This is a genomic window from Pseudarthrobacter sp. NIBRBAC000502770 (genome assembly GCF_006517815.1).
GTDB classification, from domain to species: Bacteria; Actinomycetota; Actinomycetes; order Actinomycetales; family Micrococcaceae; genus Arthrobacter; species Arthrobacter niigatensis.
Genome location: NZ_CP041198.1, coordinates 3495613 through 3513988 on the forward strand (window position 1 = coordinate 3495613; position 18376 = coordinate 3513988).

General features: G+C 64.8%; 13 protein-coding genes. 3 read left to right on the top strand and 10 right to left on the bottom strand.

Features of this window, described 5'->3' with window-relative positions:
- Positions 1–579: 579 nt before the first annotated feature.
- Positions 580–4227, bottom strand: a complete 3648-nt coding sequence (gene metH, locus NIBR502770_RS16685; protein WP_141182690.1) for a methionine synthase — start codon at positions 4225–4227, stop codon at positions 580–582.
- Positions 4228–4529: 302 nt separating this feature from the next.
- Here metH and NIBR502770_RS16690 point away from each other — a divergent pair, with 302 nt between their 5' ends.
- Positions 4530–4952 carry a hypothetical protein gene (locus tag NIBR502770_RS16690; RefSeq protein WP_141182691.1) on the top strand — a complete coding sequence of 141 codons (423 nt, stop codon included), beginning with the start codon at positions 4530–4532 and terminating at the stop codon, positions 4950–4952.
- Positions 4953–5955: 1003 nt separating this feature from the next.
- Here the strand turns inward: NIBR502770_RS16690 and NIBR502770_RS16695 are convergent.
- The 3 genes from NIBR502770_RS16695 to NIBR502770_RS16705 form a co-directional block, all read right to left on the bottom strand.
- Complete coding sequence (locus NIBR502770_RS16695; protein WP_141182692.1) at positions 5956–7110, bottom strand: hypothetical protein; 1155 nt, start codon at positions 7108–7110, stop codon at positions 5956–5958.
- Complete coding sequence (locus NIBR502770_RS16700; RefSeq protein ID WP_168223190.1) at positions 7107–7940, bottom strand: serine/threonine-protein kinase; 834 nt, start codon at positions 7938–7940, stop codon at positions 7107–7109. Before NIBR502770_RS16700 ends, NIBR502770_RS16695 begins: the two co-directional genes overlap by 4 nt.
- Before the next feature lie 407 nt (positions 7941–8347).
- A complete protein-coding gene (locus NIBR502770_RS16705; RefSeq protein ID WP_141182694.1) occupies positions 8348–9400 on the bottom strand; it encodes an LLM class flavin-dependent oxidoreductase in 1053 nt (350 codons plus the stop codon).
- A 142-nt stretch (positions 9401–9542) separates the two neighbouring features.
- Here NIBR502770_RS16705 and NIBR502770_RS16710 point away from each other — a divergent pair, with 142 nt between their 5' ends.
- Positions 9543–10487 (top strand): alpha/beta fold hydrolase, encoded by a 945-nt coding sequence (locus NIBR502770_RS16710; RefSeq protein WP_141182695.1) that lies wholly within the window; start codon positions 9543–9545, stop codon positions 10485–10487.
- Positions 10488–10579: 92 nt separating this feature from the next.
- Here the strand turns inward: NIBR502770_RS16710 and NIBR502770_RS16715 are convergent, their stop codons facing one another.
- From NIBR502770_RS16715 to NIBR502770_RS16740, 6 genes are all read right to left on the bottom strand, one after another.
- Entirely contained in the window at positions 10580–11149 is a 570-nt protein-coding gene (locus NIBR502770_RS16715) for an SRPBCC family protein (protein ID WP_141183475.1), read from the bottom strand.
- Positions 11150–11232: 83 nt separating this feature from the next.
- A complete protein-coding gene (locus NIBR502770_RS16720; protein ID WP_246857300.1) occupies positions 11233–12693 on the bottom strand; it encodes a polysaccharide deacetylase family protein in 1461 nt (486 codons plus the stop codon).
- A gap of 115 nt (positions 12694–12808) precedes the next feature.
- Positions 12809–13726 carry an intradiol ring-cleavage dioxygenase gene (locus tag NIBR502770_RS16725; protein ID WP_141182696.1) on the bottom strand — a complete coding sequence of 306 codons (918 nt, stop codon included), beginning with the start codon at positions 13724–13726 and terminating at the stop codon, positions 12809–12811.
- 312 nt (positions 13727–14038) lie between these two features.
- Positions 14039–14674, bottom strand: coding sequence for a GntR family transcriptional regulator (locus tag NIBR502770_RS16730; RefSeq protein WP_141182697.1), 636 nt, complete (start codon positions 14672–14674; stop codon positions 14039–14041).
- A gap of 41 nt (positions 14675–14715) precedes the next feature.
- Positions 14716–16179, bottom strand: coding sequence for an FAD-dependent tricarballylate dehydrogenase TcuA (gene tcuA / locus NIBR502770_RS16735; RefSeq protein ID WP_141182698.1), 1464 nt, complete (start codon positions 16177–16179; stop codon positions 14716–14718).
- Positions 16180–16286: 107 nt separating this feature from the next.
- The gene (locus tag NIBR502770_RS16740; protein WP_246857301.1) at positions 16287–16955 is read right to left on the bottom strand and encodes a GntR family transcriptional regulator; all 669 of its coding nucleotides are present in this window, start codon (positions 16953–16955) and stop codon (positions 16287–16289) included.
- Positions 16956–17274: 319 nt separating this feature from the next.
- Here NIBR502770_RS16740 and NIBR502770_RS16745 point away from each other — a divergent pair, with 319 nt between their 5' ends.
- Positions 17275–18366: a PrpF domain-containing protein gene (locus NIBR502770_RS16745; protein WP_141182699.1), complete on the top strand. Its 1092-nt coding sequence runs from the start codon at positions 17275–17277 to the stop codon at positions 18364–18366.
- The last annotated feature ends 10 nt before the right edge of the window (positions 18367–18376 follow it).

Genomic DNA, 18376 nt, shown 5'->3' on the forward strand with positions numbered 1-18376 from the left:
GTAAATGCCTTCGCCGGATTCGCGTACCTGCCACCCGGGTGCCCGTTGGTCCCGTGGCCGTACCGTGGAGGGAGACGTTGCTGCGCCCCTACGCGCCGGGGTGAAGCGGCAAGATATTTGAAGGAGACCGGCCAGCATGACCCCTCGCGAAGCACCAACCTACGAGCCGAGGCACTACCAAGCCGGATGGCGGTTGAAGCCGCGCCCGTGGCCTGTTGGCCCCAGCGAGAGCTACGGCAAAGTGGACTTTGACGACAGCGAGGGAAAGACCGTCCTCACCCTCTACATCCAGCGCGCGCCCGAAGAAGGTTACGTCCTCCACGTCGAGCACTTAGGCGCGCCGTTACGGGTGGACGGCACGCTCCTTCGCCTGAGCCCGGTTCCCACCGTGAACAGGCAGGCCGCGGACTACCGCCGGATTTCCGCGGCACGTACGGCTGCCGCGAAGGCCGAGGCCGAGCTCGAAGCAGCAGTCAGCGCCGCGCGCGCGAAGGGCGACTCGTGGGGGGGGTTATCGGTGCCGCCCTCGGCACATCCGCCCGAGCTGCCCGGGAGCGGTTCGGACACCACTAAGCCAACTCACACCTTGAAGTACTTGGCCTCCGGGTGGTGGAACACGAACGCGTCGGTGGACTGCTCGGGGTGCAGCATCAGCTCGTCGCTCAGGATGACGCCCATGCGCTCGGGCTTCAACAGCTCGGTGACCTTGCGGCGGTCCTCCATGTCAGGGCAGGCGGGGTAGCCCAGCGAGAACCGGGCACCGCGGTAGTCCAGCTTGAAGTACCCTGCTGTGTCCTTGGGCTCCTCGGACGCGAAGCCGAGCTCCTTGCGGATGCGGGCGTGCCAGAACTCGGCCAGCGCCTCGGTGAGCTGCATGACCAGGCCGTTGAGTTCGTAGTAGTCGCGATACTGGTTTGCCGCGAACATCTTGGACGTGAACTCTTCGATCCTGGAGCCGGCGGTGACCAGCTGGACCGGCAGCACGTCGATCTGGCCGGACTCGCGGGACTTCACGAAGTCGGCGAGGCACAGGTGCCGGTCGCGGCGCTGCCGTGGGAAGTCGAACCGCAGGCGGTCGGTGCCGATCGGGCCGCCTGAACCACCGTCCGGGGCAAGCAGACCTGCCTGGCCCAGGACGCCGTCGGGATCCTCTCCGTGGTGCAGCACCACCACCTGCTCACCCTCCGAGACCACGGGGAAGTAGCCGTAGGCGACGGACGCATCGAGCATGCCTTCGCCCAGGATGCGGTCCAGCCAGTAGCGCAGGCGCGGCCGGCCCTCGCGTTCCACGAGTTCCTCGTAGGAGGCGCCGTCCTCGCCGCGGCCGGGCTTGAGGCCCCACTGGCCCATGAAGGTGGCACGCTCGTCGAGGAACGCGGAGTAGTCGTGGAGCGAGACGCCGCGGACGATCCTGGTGCCCCAGAACGGCGGCACGGGGACGGGGTTGTCGGTGGCGACGTCGGAGCGGCCGGGCATGGCCTCCGGCTCGGTGATGGTGAACTTCGCCCCGCCCTTGTGGATGCGCTTCTTCAACGGCGGCAGGCCGACGTCGTCCGGTGATTCACCGCGGGCCACGCGGACCAGTGGTTCCATGAGGGACAGGCCCTCGAAGGCGTCCTTGGCGTAGCGGACCACGCCGTCGAACTGCTCCGCCAGGTCCTGCTCCACGTAGGCGCGGGTGAGTGCCGCGCCGCCCAGGATGACCGGCCATTTCTTGGCCAGGCCGCGGGACTGCAGCTCGGCGAGGTTTTCCTTCATCACCACGGTGGACTTGACCAGCAGGCCGGACATGCCGATCACGTCGGCGTTGTGCTGCTCGGCTGCGGCGATGATCTCGGCGATGCCCTGCTTGATGCCGATGTTGATGACCTTGTAGCCGTTGTTGGTGAGGATGATGTCCACCAGGTTCTTGCCGATGTCGTGCACGTCGCCGCGCACGGTGGCGATCACCATGGTCCCCTTGCCGGAGGAGTCCGACTTCTCCATGTGCGGTTCGAGCAGCGCGACGGCGTTCTTCATCACCTCGGCGGACTGCAGCACGAACGGCAGCTGCATTTCGCCGGCGCCGAAGCGTTCGCCCACCACCTTCATGCCCTCGAGCAGGTGGTCGTTGATGATGCCCAGCGGGGTCATGCCTTCGCTGCGGGCCAGGTCCAGGTCTGCTTCGAGGCCCTTGCCTTCGCCGTCGATGATGCGCCGTTCCAGCCGCGCGCCGGTGGGCAGGGCCGCGAGTTCGGCGGCGCGCTGGTCCTTGAGCGCTGCGGTGTCGACGCCGGCGAACATGTCCAGCATTATGGCCAGGGGGTCGTAGGTGGTGTTGCCGTCGGCGTCGTATTCGCGGCGGTCCCAGACGAGGTCCAGGGCCACCTTGCGCTGCTCATCGGGGAGGGAGGCGAGCGGGACGATCTTGGCGGCGTCGATGATGCCGCTGGTCAGGCCGGCCTGGACGGCCTCGTGCAGGAACACGGAGTTCAGGACGATGCGCGCGGCGGGGTTCAGGCCGAAGGAGACGTTGGAGACGCCGAGGGTGGTGTTGATGCCGGGGTATTTGGCGGTGATCTGGCGGATGGCCTCGATGGTTTCGATGCCGTCGCGGCGGGTTTCCTCCTGGCCGGTGGCGACGGGGAAGGTGAGGCAGTCGACGATGATGTCCTCGACCCGCATGCCCCAGTCGCCCACCAGGGCGTCGACGAGGCGGGAGGCGATGGCCACCTTGCCTTCGGTGGTGCGGGCCTGGCCTTCTTCGTTGATGGTCAGGGCGATGACGGCGGTGCCGTGTTCCTTGACCAGGGGCATGATGCGGGCGAAGCGGCTGTTGGGGCCGTCGCCGTCCTCGTAGTTGACGGAGTTGACCACGGGGCGGCCGCCGATGAGTTCCAGGCCGGCCTGCAGGACGGGCGGTTCGGTGGAGTCGATGACCAGCGGGAGGGTGGAGGCGGACGCGAAGCGGGAGACGATTTCCTTGACGTCCGCGACGCCGTCGCGGCCCACGTAGTCGACGCAGACGTCCAGCAGGTGTGCGCCGACGCGGATCTGTTCGCGGGCGATGTCCACGCAGTCGTCCCAGCGCTCCTCGAGCATGGCCTGGCGGAAGGCTTTGGAGCCGTTGGCGTTGGTTCGCTCACCGATAGCCAGGTACGCGGATTCCTGGTCAAAGTTCACGTGCTGGTAGAGGGAGGCGACGCCGGCCTCGCGCTCGGTGGGGATTCGCGCCGGTGCTGTTTTGTCCCCTGCCGCGGCCACGGCTTTGGTGCGGAAGGGCGCCAAACGTTCGACGACGGCGGCCATGTGCTCCGGCGTCGTACCGCAGCAGCCGCCCACCAGGCCCAGGCCGAATTCGCGCACGAACTGCTCGTGCGCGGTGGCGAGTTCGGTGGGGGTGAGCGGGTAGTGTGCACCGTTGGCGCCGAGGATGGGCAGGCCGGCGTTGGGCATGCAGGCGATGGCGACGGAGGACTGCTTGGCGAGGTGGCGGAGGTGCTCGCTCATCTCGTCCGGGCCGGTGGCGCAGTTCAGGCCGATGGCGTCGACGCCGAGCGGTTCCAGGGCGGTAAGCGCGGCGCCGATTTCGGAGCCCATGAGCATGGTGCCGGTGGTCTCGACCGTCACCTCAACGAAGATGGGGAGGCGGACGCCCTTGGAGACGATGGCCTGCTTGCAGCCGTTGACCGCGGCCTTAGTCTGCAGGAGGTCCTGGCTGGTTTCGATGAGGAAGGCGTCCGCGCCGCCGTCGATGAGGCCCTCTGCCTGGAGGGCGAAGGTCTGCTTGAGGTAGTCGTAGCTGGTGTGGCCCAGGCTGGGGAGCTTGGTGCCGGGGCCCATGGAGCCGAGGACCCAGCGCATGCGGCCGTCTGTTTCCTCTGCAGCTTCGGCCCGTTCGCGCGCGATCCTGGCGCCCTTTTGTGCGAGCTCGGCGATGCGGTCATCGATGCCGTAGTCGGAGAGGTTGGACCAGTTGGCGCCGAAGGTATTGGTTTCGACCGCGTCGATGCCCGTGGCGAAGTAGGCGTCATGGATATCCGCAATGACGTCCGGACGGGTGTCGTTGAGGATCTCGTTGCAGCCTTCCAGGTTCTGGAAGTCCGTTTCGAGCGAGAGGTCCCGGCCTTGCAGCATGGTGCCCATGGCGCCGTCGGCAATGACCACCCGCTGGTTCACGGCGTCCAGGAGTTCCTGGGCACGGGCGGGGCGGGGGACGGACTCGATGTCCAGTGCGAAACGAGGCATTTAATCAGGTTACGTGTGGGGGCGCCAACGTTGCGCTGTGTGTCCGGATGCTACGGCAGCTGGGGCAGCCTGGATGTGACGACGGTATTCGCACATCAACACGTCTCCACATCCCAGTAGTCGACGGCTTGGACTCTAGTCGTGATGCACTTTTCGCAAGGCGAACTCCACGAAAGCGGTAATAGATCGAAGATCTCTTTTGCTAACCTCCGCCCGGCCCGGGAGCCGTTCCGCGGTTATAGGACTACCGCATATAATCAAGGCACAGTAGATGAACTAAGCAACTACATTCAAGGGGAAATGTGGACTTTACACCGTTTATGGCTGGCGCTCCGGCGGCGCTGGCTACAGTCGCCGGTTTTGCCGCAATTATTGTCGCTTTGGGAATTTTCTTCGAAGCTATTGGCACTGCGGAGGAAAAAGCAGCTTCCCAGCCAGTCCTCAAGCAAATGCGTACGATAGCAATGGCGTTTAAAGCGTTCGGAGGCTTGGCAGCCCTTTTTGCGGCAACTCTCGCGTTGGCTTCCGCCGACCAGTTGAAACCCTACGGATGGCCAATTGCGATCACTCTGCTAGCAATAATCGTGTTCTTATGTGTAGTCATCTTGATCGCCGCCCGACGCGTCGCGGACCTAGGTCCCGCTAACATCACGACCACCAGTCCCGTCAATTGCGAAATCTGCGGGCACTCCGTGGCAACTATTCATACAATAGCGACACACTAACGCAGAGTTGCGAGGTATTCGCAGGGTACCTTCGGCACTTTGGTTGCCGTCATTTTGAGTCATTCGAGCGTCTCCGAACAAGGCAGCCTAGGGAACGCGACGGACCTTCGGGAATCGATGACGGAACCCCCTACTCTTTGAACCTGAACCTCGACGCGCGCCCCTGTCTCCGTCTACGCCCCACCACGACCGTGCAGCGACAGCATAAGCTCAGCGCTCAGGTGCCATAGGCTTGTGCCGCAACCCTATGAAATCGAGCTGAGCATTGTTCATAACAACCCAGAATCTGGCAGAATTATAGTGTGACCGAAGTACACGTACATCGAACGACACGCTCACGTGCCGGACGCCGGTTCATAGCCGTGCAAGAAGCGGAGCTCTATCCCGTCGCAATTGAGGCTGCAAGGCGCCTACCGGGGTCATCGGCAGGCGGCGTACTTGTTGTTCCGGAAATGTCAGGCCCCCTTGGCGTCCCCGATTTTCTAGCTATCGTCGGCGGACGCCGCGCTCTGGAAAGGCGCCTAGACTCAGGGATACCACCACTACTCAACGAAATGGACTGCAGTATTATCGCGGCCCTGTATCCGTCGCGACCAAAATCCTTAGAACGCTTGACCCTGGAACTCGGGTTACCAGAGGAGTACACCAGAACGCGAATTCTTGGACTTAAAAAAAGGGGCGCGGTGCTGCCGACGCCTTCAGGAAAATTCGTGAGGCATGAGGCACTTAGTAGTTCCGGTACCTTGTACGCCATCGAGACAAAAGTCCGCGATTGGCAGCAAGGATTACGTCAGGCGCGCGGTTACCGAACCTGGGTCACTAACTACGTCTTAATTTTTGGTCCGCTCGGACCACAGAGTACTGAATCCATAAAAGCTGAGGTCACTGCTGACGGAGCGGGACTTATTGTTGACGGGAAATGGCAGCATAGACCCTCTTCCCGGAAATTACGACCCCAAAAAGCACTATTGGGATTCGAGCACCTGGTGGCTTCGCTCGAAAATTACCAACCCTCTCCCCGGATAAACAATTCCACGCCATCCAGCAATGGGGCAACCCAAGAAGTCCCACCCGCAGCGCAGCCCGATATCCTTTGAGCCTCAGGCCACTCCTTCAAGGCGTCCGAATACCACGCCTGCAATTGACGAACTCTTGCCTCGCCTGATAGCTGGTTTAAGTTCTCAACCGCTTCCGCTAGGACACGAATATGGTGTTGAAAAGCTTCTCCAGGCGTATCGATAAAGTGACCAGGCGTAAGTCGCTGGGCTAGTGCTTGATCCTGATCTAGGAGAACGTTGTACTCGTTAGTCGACATTGCACCAAATAGGCCCCCCAAGGTGGGGCGTTTGTACCAAGAGCCAAAATCGCTCCCGTTGAGCGGCCTCGCGACATAATCTGTGTAAGAACAAACGCGCTGTCGAATGTCGCCCCCGGAACCGATGGTCTTTGCACCTGCAGCTACGCCTGGTAGCCCAGCAAAATCGCCGTGGCCAATGATGACAGGGCGATCTTGGCTCAAGGCGAACACGGTGCGCATCATTCCGGCTATTTCTTCGCCATGAGCCGCCACCGGGATCGTCGATTGCGGACGAACGACTGAGACCATCCACCCTGCGGGTTCAAGTTGATCCAAGACACCGATGTGGGCGTCAAGGTCAGCTCCAGAAGCCCAAAACTGCGAGTCACCCACTATGGAAAGCCACACGTCACGGCTTCCCGCTTCACTCCGCGCTACTTCTGCGAGGTCAATGGCCTGCAGGCTCTTCTGGCTCTGGGAGCTGTGCAGCAAGACTGTCGGGCCGAGAAGGGGCACTCCGAGCTGGTCCTGGATGTTAAAGACCCGACGCACGTGCTCTCGCTGGTCCGCGGCGGTTTCCAATCGGTTTCGGTCTCCGGACCACAGGTCCCATTCGTCATAATAACGAAAATCCCCCGCTTGCGGCATTTGCAGGGCGTGCGTGGTGGGATCAAACCAAAACTCACCGCCAGCCTTCCGAATTCTGTCCGCTATTCGTGTCGCATCAATCTTGTAACTGTTGCCAGTTTTTGGGGAGCTGAACGGCGACAGTATAGCCCCGGCAGCGGTCCCTCGCTTCAAGCCGGTTGTAGTCCATCCCGCCAAAGTATTCCGCGCGGTGTCTTGTATGAGAACGCTCATTTCGTTCCCTCCAGAGCTACTCGCAGGGCATCTCCATTTCGGTATCTACGGGCAGGCTGGGGGTGCAGAGCTCTTTCAATAACAGCCAACAGTTCTGCCGGATAATCCGAACGCACCTGGGCTAGGGGAGTGTAGTGCCCGGCGCTAAGCCTTGTGATGTACTCCGCATCGTCCCCCTTGTACGGATACGGTGCGAATCCCGTCGCGGCAAAGTACATCAACTGACCCACGGCAAAGACATCTGAGGCAGCAGTAGGGCCCGTATACGCCTGTAAGTGCTCGGGCGTCATGAAGCCACGAGTCCCCGGCTGCCCTCCGACGGTCAGTCCGGTACGAAGGGTGTGCTTAGCGAATCCGGGGTCCATCACCTTGTACGTCCCATCCGCGAGCCTTCGGACATTGCTGGCACTCAGGTCCCTGTGGACCACCTGCTGCAAATGTAGGGCAGAAAGCCCGGCGGATACGGCTATGCCCATCTCCCGGACCTCGGCTGCCGGCCAAGGTCCACCGAGGAAGTCGCTTAGGTCGCCCCCATCCAGAAACTCCTCCATCCAAGCTGCTCCGCGCACGGGGTTGCCAAGCTCAGTTAGGGGCGAAACGACCTTGACGACATTGGCGTGCTCGGTTCCGGCCAGAAGCGCGACTTCCCTTCGCGCGCGCTCAAGAGCATTTGGCTCGGCCGCCGGAATTTCGACTAGTTTGAGTACCCGGGAAACGCCCTCGTGATCCACCAGATGCACAGTTTTTTGGCCTCCGGCCTTGAGGTCTCGAATCAAAGTTATTCCGAGCTCATCGAGTGCCAGCTTGAGCAGCGCCGCTTCATTCCCCATGGACGGAATCCTAATCGACGGAGGCGAACAAACCGGAATCATGTTTCGACCGGTGCGCTGTTTCAGCCTCGGACCCCGAAGCAGCAAACTCATTAAGCCGAGCATACGAACGGTCCACGTACGTCGCCCGCACGCGAGGTTGTCCTGGACGGTCTCGCCAAACAGTAATGGGTTCCATCCGCAAGCGCAGGTCGTGCCGGGTCATGTTGGTGCTACCCACGCCGTCCAGCGTGATCTTGCTCGTACCCGCGTGCACTCAACAAGAGCCATTGTCTAGTCCGGTTCCACCACAAACCCGAGGTTAGAAATCAGCGACTTGTCCGGCGATTATGCGAAGGTTACGCTTCAAATAAAAGCCTGCCGCGCTGACCGCACGGCCGCTGACGATGACGCAAAGGGTTGCATCCCTACCGCAACGACCCCGACCCCTCACCCGGAGCCCAACCCAGAGCCGGCCCCAATTTGCCCGCGATATCGGTAAGGATCTGGACGTAGTCCTCGTGGTCGAAGCTGAACGGAAGCGCGAACGCCACCTCATCCACTTCCTGGAAACCGGCGTGGGAGTACAGCTTCTCCGCGATCTCCTCGCTGGTGCCGATGAGGTCGGCGGCAAACATCATGCCCCTCGGCCCCTGCGGAGAAGCGGTGCGCGGCGTGCGTTCGTCGACGTACCGCTGGTACTTCTCCCGCTGGGTCGGAGTCGCCGAGTCGGTCGGAATCACCACCAACCCCTGCGAGACCCGCGCCTGAACATGCCCGGCAGCAGCAGCCGCTTCCCGGAACGCCCGGATCTGCGACTGCTGGACCAAGGCGAAGTCCGGTTCCTGGTCCTTGCCGGGGAAGATCACGCTGCTGGAGAGCAGATTGAAGCCATTGGCCCCGGCCCATATCGCTGACTTCGTACTCCCGGCTCCGTACCAAAGGCGCTCACGCAGCCCCGGTGAATGCGGCTCCACGCGGTTGGAGAACTCCTCCACCACGCCGTGCTTGCCGGAAAATTCCCGCACCGGCTCACCCGCCACCAGCCGCGCAAACCGCTCCACGCGGGCGTAGCTGAAATCCTCCACGTCCGCCGTATCCGGGTACAGCTCATGCTTCACGGTGTCGTACTGCATCGGCTCCCCAACGCTTACGCCTGGGTTGATGCGTCCACCGGCGAGCAGGTCCACTGTGGCCAGGTCCTCGGCCAGGCGCAGAGGGTTTTCCCAGCCCAGCGGCGTCACCGCAGTGCCCAGTTCAATCCGCGAGGTCCGTTGGCTCGCCGCCGCCATCACCGCGACAGGAGAAGAGATGCCGAACTGCAGGTGCCGGTGGCGCAGCCAGGCACTGTCGAACCCCAGTCGCTCCCCCAGTTCGATGATTTCCAGCGTGGATTCATGGCCCGCAGCCGGATTGGCGGGATCAAAGAGGCCAATAGTGAGGAATCCCAGCTTGCGCAGGGGACGGTCGGGGTGCGGCATCGGCTTCCTTCAAAGCGGCGGACGGGGCTGGTTTCAGACTAGGCGGAAGCCCCTTAAATGAACCAGCAAGCATTGACGCACATGACGGCCTTGTGGTTAGGCTCACCACGGGCAGGCGACGGCGCCGCCACAGGAGGAATACATGTCACTGCAGGAAATCGAATTCACGTCCGCCAACGGCCGCGACACCATCCAGGCCTGGGTCTACGAACCCATCGGCCAACCCAAGGCCATCGTGCAGCTGATCCACGGGCTCGGCGAGCACTCCCGCCGCTACCTCCACCTCATCTCCACCCTGGTGGACGCGGGATTCATCGTGGTGGCAGGCGACCACTCCGGGCACGGACGCACGGCGATGCAGCAGGGCACCTGGGGCGACGCCGGCGAGGACGCCGCCAGCGTGGTGGTCGCGGACGAGGTCACCCTCCAGGCCAAAGCCAGGGAGGCACTCCCCCCGCTCCCGTACGTGGTGTTCGGCCACAGCTGGGGCTCCATGATCGCCCGCGGCATGGCCGTGGACCCACGGACCCAGCTTTCCGGCCTGATCCTCTGCGGCATCGCCGCCCAGATGCGGGGCATCGAGAAAAGAATCAACCGTCCCGAACTTGCCGGGCTTGCCTCCGGCGAGAGTGCGGCGGAGCCCGCGCCTGAGGAACTGGTGGGCCAGTTGTTCGACGGCTTCCTGGGCCGCCTCGGCGAAAACGCCGGCCCCACCGCCTGGGTGGCGCTGGACGCCGACGTCGTCGCCGACCACGGGAGGGACCCCTTCAACAACTTCGGCGCACCGCTCAGCGCCCGTTTCCTGCAGGGCTTCGTTGACCTCTACGATCAGGTCACCTCGGACGACTGGTACAAACAGCTCCCCGCCGACCTCCCCGTGCTGATCCTCGCCGGCGACCAGGACCCCGTGACCAACTACGGCGAAGGCGCCTACCACGTGGCCAACCGCCTGGCGGATTCGGGCCACGCGGACGTCCGCACCCGCGTCTTCCCCGGCGTCCGGCATGAAGTGCACAACGAACCCACCACCCGCGCAGAGACAGAGCGCGAGACGGTCGAGTTCATCCAGCGGGTAGCCGGCAGCTGACGGCCCCGGAGAAAAGCGCGCCGCTGGAAGGTTCGACGGCGGCACTCACCCGCCGCCGTCGTCGAACCTCCCAGCAAAACCAGCCGGTCACGTCAGGTGTGCGTAGCTTTCTGCTGCCAGCGGGACAGGCGTGCGAACGTGGGGCCAGCCGGCGGCGGGATTTTGACTGGGTTGGCGCCCGGCCGCCGTCGGCGCAGTTCCAGCGCCAGCGCCTCCTGTCCGCGCGCCATCGCCCACCGGTGGTTCGCGGCAAAAGCCGGCTTGAGCAGCCAGCCCAGCCGCCGCAGCAACGGTTTCGCCGCACTGACCCGCCAGTCATAGGTGACCACCGTTTCAGGCCCGTCCTGCTCGAACGTCCAGCGTCCCGTGCCGTTGAGGTCGCCCCGCGCGGACAGCGCGAAACCCTGCTCCGTCACGGGCTCCGTGAGGGTGAGCTGCCACTTGAGCGTGTAGGGCAGCCAGCCTTTGGTGTGGAGGAAGAACGCCTTGCCTGTGCCGTCCGGATTGCCCGTATCCCGGGGCTCGACGTCCAGATACACCGATGGCCACCAGCGCGGAAGCGTGCCGGCATCGCCCAGGACGTCCACCACCTCCCGTGGTGTCCCGGCCACGCGCCAGACGGTCAGGAACTCATAGTCGGTGCTGCTTTTCGAATCGCCCATGGCTGCCTCCGCGGCGAGGATGAATAGGCGGCCCACAGTACTCACGCCGTTGTTTGTGGTCAACGGGCGCCGCGCCTCGATGACTACGGCCGCGCCGGCCGGGACCGGTAAACGTGCCCGGGCAGCAGCGGAATCCCCTCGAAGAGCTGGGGGACGGACACCAGCTTGTAGCCCTGCCCCTGCAAGCCCGCAATCAGCTCCTGCTGCCCGGATATTGTCGACGGCTGGACGTCATGCATGAGCACCATCGCGCCGGGCGTGACCTCCTTCAGCACCTTGGGCACGAAGGCCGCCGGATTCTTGCTCTGCCAGTCCAGCGAGTCCACTGCCCAGATCATCAATGGTTTGCCCACTGCTGCCTGGACCGCTGCATCGGCCGCGCCGTACGGCGGACGCATCATGCTGGGAGTGGAACCCGTGGCGGCCAGGATCGCGGCATCCGTCCGGTCCATCTCTTTCCTGATCGCGGGCGGTGACAGCTTGGTCAGGTAGGGGTGGCTGAAGGTGTGGTTGCCGATTGCGTACCCGGCCTCGGCAACCTGCCTGGCGGTGGCCGGGTTGGCGGTGGTGTTGGACCCGGTCATGAAGAACGTGGCCTGCGCGTCGTTGGCCTTCAGGATGTCCAGTAACTGGGGCGTGGTGCGGGGGTCGGGCCCGTCGTCGTAGGTCAGTGCAGCGCACGGGACAATATCGCAGTTCACATGCCTGTGGGCCGGGGCGCTGGCCGGGCGCGGTGCTGCGGCGGCGTTCAGCTGCCCCAGCACCTGGCGGCCGTAATCGCTGAGGGCAGCCGCCGTGTCCGCGGCATTCATCGTGGCCGTCACCTCCCGGCCGGGCATGCCGGGCTGCCCTGCGGAGACGGTCAGTTCGCCTTCCGGACTGAGGACAAGGTCGGTCGGGATTCCTTGAGGGGCGCGGGCGGCGATGTCGGCAGGGATGCCCGCCGCGCGTGCCTGGATGGCGGGGATGGCGTCAGGCCTCAGCAGGTCGGTGCCGCTCCGGACCGCGCCGGAGGCCAGGTCGATATAAACGGTGGCGGCCGCCATCGCACTGACTCCCTCCGGCCCGGCGTCCGACACTCTTTGACGGACCACAAGCACATTGCCCTTGGCCTGGACGGGTTTGGCCGAGATGACCATTTCCCGGCCCTGGTGCTGGCCGGCGTTCAGTGCCATCGCGGGCCGGTAGCGGCCACCCGCCGGAGCCGCCGCATCCAGGAGTCCCAGCAGCCACGAGTCGATGTGGGCGTTGAAGGCGGGCAGCCCGTCAACGTAGGTCCAGGACGCATGGACGTGGTGGTTTCCCACCTGGGCCGTCAAGGCCATCGGGTACCCGCCCGGGACAGCGGCCGGCTGATCCAGCACGTCCGACAATGGCGGTGGCATCGGCACCACCCGCGGCTGGCTGGAAACCCGGTCATGGGGCTGCAGCAGGGAAGGGGACACCGCACTGCCAGCACCGCTGGCCAGCACCGCCGCGGCGCAGAGCGAGGCAACGAGCAAACGCAGGCAGGCAACAGCCACGCTCCCGCGGGTGCGCCCCATACCCAGCCCCATCGATCCGCACGCTCCTCAGGTGTTGACCTCTCGATTGTCCCTTACTACCAGGCCCACATGACGAAACCGGAGGCAGTGGCTCGGAACGGGGAGCTGCGGCAGCCTAGATTGTCACGTTGAGCCCGGCCGTGTAGCCAGCAGCAGCGGACCCGGTCATCGTTGCCAGCTGGTAGATGCCGCCGTCGTTCCCGAACACGTTGTCCGACTTGAGCGTTGTGCGGGTCATGTTCGCGACGCTGCGCTCGTACCCGGGGGTGGCGTACACGTCGTCGCAGGCCGCCTGCGGCAGCGCGATCTGGGAGACGGCCAGGACCTGCCCGGCAGCCGTTGCATTGTTCATGGACTCGAACACCTCGAAATGGATGTGCGGCCAGCGCCCGGAGTAGGCGGCCGGGAAGATCGACGTGAAGGTGACCTGCCCGTTGGCATCGGCTTCCTGCACACCGCGCAGGTAGTTTTCGTTCTTCAGGCTCGAGTCGTACATCGAGTATTTCCCGTCCCGGTCACAGTGCCACGCGTACACCGCGGCGCCGGCCATCGGGGCGCAGCCGTTGGCGTTGTCCAGGAGGGTCAGCGTGAACGTCAGCGGAATGCCCTCGGCCTTCGCTGAAGCTGTACCGAAGCTGGAGGTGATGTCCTTCCGCACCACCCCGGACGCCTCCAGGACGTTCGGCCCGTTGGACCCATCGCCAGGATAGGGGCCCGCCGTTTCCTGCGGAATTTCCACCCCGCACTCGGCGATGGCCCGCGTCAACGTTGGCGTGCCGGTGCCGGCGTCCGGGGCCGTGGCAGACGCTGCGGACGTGGTGGCTGCCGCCGTCGTGGTTGTTGACGGCGAGGTGGAACCCGTGTTTCCGGCCGGTGAGCACGCGGCGAGCGCGGCCACCGCACCGCCCGCGCCCAGGAACAGTCCCAGGGACCTGCGGCTCACCAGGGTGTTCAGGTCAAACTCCAGCCCCCGGTCATGGTCGGGGTGCGGCTGGTCAAGGTCGGGCTGGCGGGGTGCGCGTGAAGTGCTCATGATGCAAGGAAACCGCACCAGGCTATGCCGTGGGCCGGTTGCTGCTGTGCCGATGCTGTGCGTTCGGACGGAGCTTCTTGCACGGCCGGCCGGGGGAAGGTACGACGGCGGCACCCGCCCGCCGCCGTCGTCGTCCCTTCCAGCGAAGCCGGCCCGGCGCATAAGGCGCCGGAAAAGCGAGGCGGGGCAGGCCCATTGGAGCCTGCCCCGCCTCTTTGCACCGGCCGATGCCCTGCGCCCGACTTTCGGGTTTCCTGTTGCGATGGAGTATGCAGGAACATCTGCCGGCGGGTCTGGTGCGGACGCTGCGGCCTAGAGCGTCCTGGGATCCTCGGCGTACATCTTCAGCCGGATGTTCAAGGCGTCGGACATGTGGCGGGCGGCGATCTCACCCGCACGCCCGGAGTCGCCGTCCCCGATGGCGGCCAGCAGCTCGGCGTAGTCCGCCAGCACCACCGGCCACCGTCCCGGGTAGGTCAGGGTGGTGAGGGTGTACCGGCGCACCTGCTGGTCAAGGCGTTCCAGCAGTCCGATCAGCGACGGGCTGTGCGTGGCGTGCCACAGCTGGGCGTGGAAGGCGCGGTTGGTTTCGGCGAGCGCCCGGCCGTCACTGGGATCCAGCTGCTGCATCTGCGTCAGCAGCCCCGTGAGCAGCTGGCGGTCCAGGGCCGTTGCCTTGACGGCAGCCTTGGCGGCGGCTGCCTGCTCCAGGATGATCCTCGACTCGTAAATGTCGATGATCTCCTCGGCCGAATGCGTGCGGACCACCACCGCCTTGCCGCGCCGCTCCACCAGCCCGTCCTGCTCCAGCCGCTGCAGCGCCTCCCGCACCGGGGTCCGGGATGCCCCGTAACGCTCGGTGAGCTTGGCCTCCGTGAGGGGCTCGTCAGGCGCAAACACACTCGCGAGGACATCCTCGCGGAGCCGCTGGTGGATGGTACTGGCCACTTTTTCCTCTTTTCCGTTGCTGGTGGGGGCTGCTGGGTTGCCTAGGCGATGGAGCCGGCGCGGCGGCCGAAGACGGCGCCCGCCGCAAGCCCGGAGCCGCCGGGGTAGTTTCCACTGAACAGTCCGCCCAGCGCTTCCCCGCAGGCATACAGCCCTTCGAGCGGCTCCGCGTCTTCGGTGAGCACGCGGCCCCAGGTGTCCGTCTTGAGGCCACCGAAGGTGAAGGTGATGCCGCAGGTCACCGGGAAAGCGTAGAACGGGCCGGTGGCGGTGCTGCGGGCCCAGTTACTCTTCGGCGGCTGGGTGTCGGCCCGGCGTCCGTCCTTGACGTTGGGGTCGAAGGGCGAGCTGCCGGTGATCGAAGCGTTGAAGTTGTGCACCGTCTCCTCCAAGCCTTCCGGGCTGATGCCGGCTTTCTGCGCCAACTCGGCGAGGGTTGGAGCGGTGACCACCGAGACGCCCGGCATGTCGTACTCCTCGGCGCGCAGCATGGGGCGGGACGAAGCGTCGAAGATCTGGAAGGCGGCCGAGCCCGGCTGGGCAAGGATGTCCCGGCCGTACTTCGCGTAGGTGTAGTTCCTGTAGTCGGCGCCCTCGTCCACGAACCGCTTCCCGTCGCTGTTCACCACGATGCCCAGCGGGTACCCGCCGCGGGTGAGCTGGTTGGTGAGTTCCAGGTTGCCCTCGTTCTCCGGGTGCCAGGCGTCCCAGGCGACGCTGTGGCAGGTGGACCAGTCGCCGCCCCTGGCCGCGCCGGCGTCCAATGCGGCGAGGATCATCTCTCCCGTGTTGCCCGGCGTACCGCGTACCTTCGCGTTCTGCCAGCCCTCCCCCAGGTGCCGGCGGCGCAGTTCAGGTGATGCTTCAAAACCTCCCGAGGCGAGGATGACCGACTCGGCCCGGAGCTCACCTTCTCCGGATGAGCTGCGGTACCGGACCCCGCGCACCCGGCCGTCCTCCTGGATCAGTCCGGTGGCTGCGCAGTCGTAGATGACCTCAACGCCCATCCGCTCAGCAGCTGCGCGGTGGTCGGCCATCAGCCCCTTGCCGCCGCCCACATTGCCCACGTGCAGTCCGCCCCAGAACAGGTACCCGCCGTCCTGGGTCCGGTACGCCTGGCGTTCGTACATCAGGCGGTATTTGAGTCCCATGCCCTGAAGCCAGCGCAGGGTCGGGTTGCTTTCGCGGACCAGGACCGCGGAGAGTTCGGGGTCGTTGCGCCCCTCGGAGACCTTGGACAGATCGGCAAGGTATTCGGCGGCGGTGTAGGCGGGGACCTCGCTGGCGGCGTGCCGCTCATCAGGTTCCACGAACTCGATGAGTTCCTGGAGCCCGTCATGGGAGATACGCGTAGCACCGGCCGTGTAGAAGCTGTTGCCTCCCGAGGAGGCCTCCTGCGCCTTTTCCAGCAGGACAACTTTGCGGCCACGCTCGGCGGCTGCAAGTGCTGCCGCAAATCCGGCGTTGCCGCCGCCCACTACCAAAACGTCGCTCTTGATCATCATCAGTCTCCTCAGCTCCATCGCTGTACACGATTGTATACATAAGTATGCCGTCGCATGCAATAGCGCATTTGGGGGCGTTGAGACGGGGTTGTGCCGGAATCAGGCCGTTACGCCAGGCGGGGGCTGCTGATTTCCTGGGCGTCGATGTACATCTGGATGCGAATGTTCTTTGCTTCGTCCATATGGGCGCTGGCGATGCGGCCGGCCTCCTCCGCGTTCCGGGCACGGATGGCCACCAGCAGCTCCTCGTGTTCCTTCAGCACGCGGTCCCAGCGCTCCTTGGTGGAGAGCGTGGTGCCCGGGTAGCGGATGAAGTGGACCAGGATCCGGTCGAGCAGGTCAAGGAGGGCGGCGCTGTGGCTGGCGGCCCAGATGCGCTCATGGAAGGTGCGGTTGGCGGCGGCCAGTTCAGCCGGAGTGGCGGCCTCAAAATCAAGGGTGACCATGGCCTGGTGCGCGCGGTCGATCAGCATCAGGTCCATGTCCGTGTGCCGGAGAGCAGCAGTTTTAGCCGCCGCCTCCTCCAGGAAGGTCCGCACCTCATAGAGGTCCAGCATCTCCTCCGGGCGATACTCCCGCACCTGCATGCGTGAACCGTAGCGCTCCACGAGCCCCTCGGTTTCGAGGCGCCGCAACGCTTCCCTGATGGGCGTCCGGGAGACGTTGTACTTCTTGGCCAGGGCGCTTTCGACGAGCTGGGCACGGGGAGGCAGCTCCTGCGAGATGATGGCGTTCCTGATCATCAGGTAGGGGCTTGTCTCTGGTTGCGACGCCACGGGCGGCCTCCGGTCTTCATGGAAACAAGCGGCAGGACGCGCCGGCGCCATACCTTTAGCCGCAATTCTAACGCACTGCATACCGTTTGGGCGCGCTGTGAACACCGTGCCGATTTTCCGCACACCATCTCGCCCCGCAAGGCACCAAGGCTGCCGTGTCGGTATTCATATTCAAATGACTGTTGCTTAAGTCATATCAACGGTATACCGTTTGTGACCAACGCCATACAGCACAGCAATTACCGGATTCCGGTTTGCTCAGCTTTGAACATTTATCCGGCGACTGCACACGGCAGCGCGGGGTATTTCAGGAGAACCAATGACGCTTCTATTCAGGGAAGAGCCGCAGGCCGGCACCCTCCCGGTCACCCCGGTACCGGCCACCCTCGTCCGTGGCGGCACCAGCAAGTGCTGGATATTCCGTGACGAGGACCTTCCGGCTGACGCCCTGGAGACGGACCGTCTCCTCATCCGCACCTTCGGCTCGCCGGACCTCCGCCAGATCGACGGAGTGGGGGGCGCCTCGTCCACCACCAGCAAGGCGATCACTGTGGCGGGCACCGACCCGGACGGAACGGTCCGCTACCGGTTCGCCCAGGTGGCCATCGACAAGCCGGCCGTGGAGTGGGCCAGCAACTGCGGCAACTGCGCCACAGCGCTGGGCCTGTACGCGCTCCACGCCGGACTGGTCGCTCCCACCGGGGAAGTCACCCGGGTCCCCATCCTGAACACCGTGACCGGGCTTCGCCTCGTTTGCGAAATCCCCACACCCGAGGCGCAGGTGCCGGCCTACGGCGGGCGGCGCCTCGACGGCCAGCACTACCCCGGCGTCCCCATCGACGTCATCTTCCAGAAGTCCTCCTGGTCCAGCTACGGAGCACAGTTCCCCACGGGCAACGCCATCGATGACATCGAGGTCGACGGGCGCAGCTTCCAGGCAACACTGATCGACGCCGGAGCCCCGGCGGCGCTCTTCGACGCACAGGACCTGGGGCTGGACGCCACCGGCAGCGAGGAGGACTTGGAGGCACTGGTCCGGATCGCCCCTCAGCTGCGCGCAGCGGCCGCCCGTCTGATGGGCCTTCCGCAGGACCTCACATCCATTCCGAAGGTTGGCATCGTGGGACCTCCGCCCGCAGGCGCAACCGGCGTCTCGGCCCGAATGATCTCGATGACCGCACTGCACCCCGCCATCGGCCTCACCAGCGCGGTCGCCGTCGCGGCCGCCTCGGGCACACCAGGCAGCGTGGTGCAGCGCAGCGTGGTTCCGGCGGCGGAGGCCGGACTCTTTATCCACCTGCTGAAAGGCAAGACGGCGCTGGCATTGGATGCAGCCGATCCCGCCGAAGTCTCCTTTCAACGCTCGGCCCGCGTCATCAGCGAAAGCACCATCCTGGTGCCCAGTGACTGAAGAAACCCCT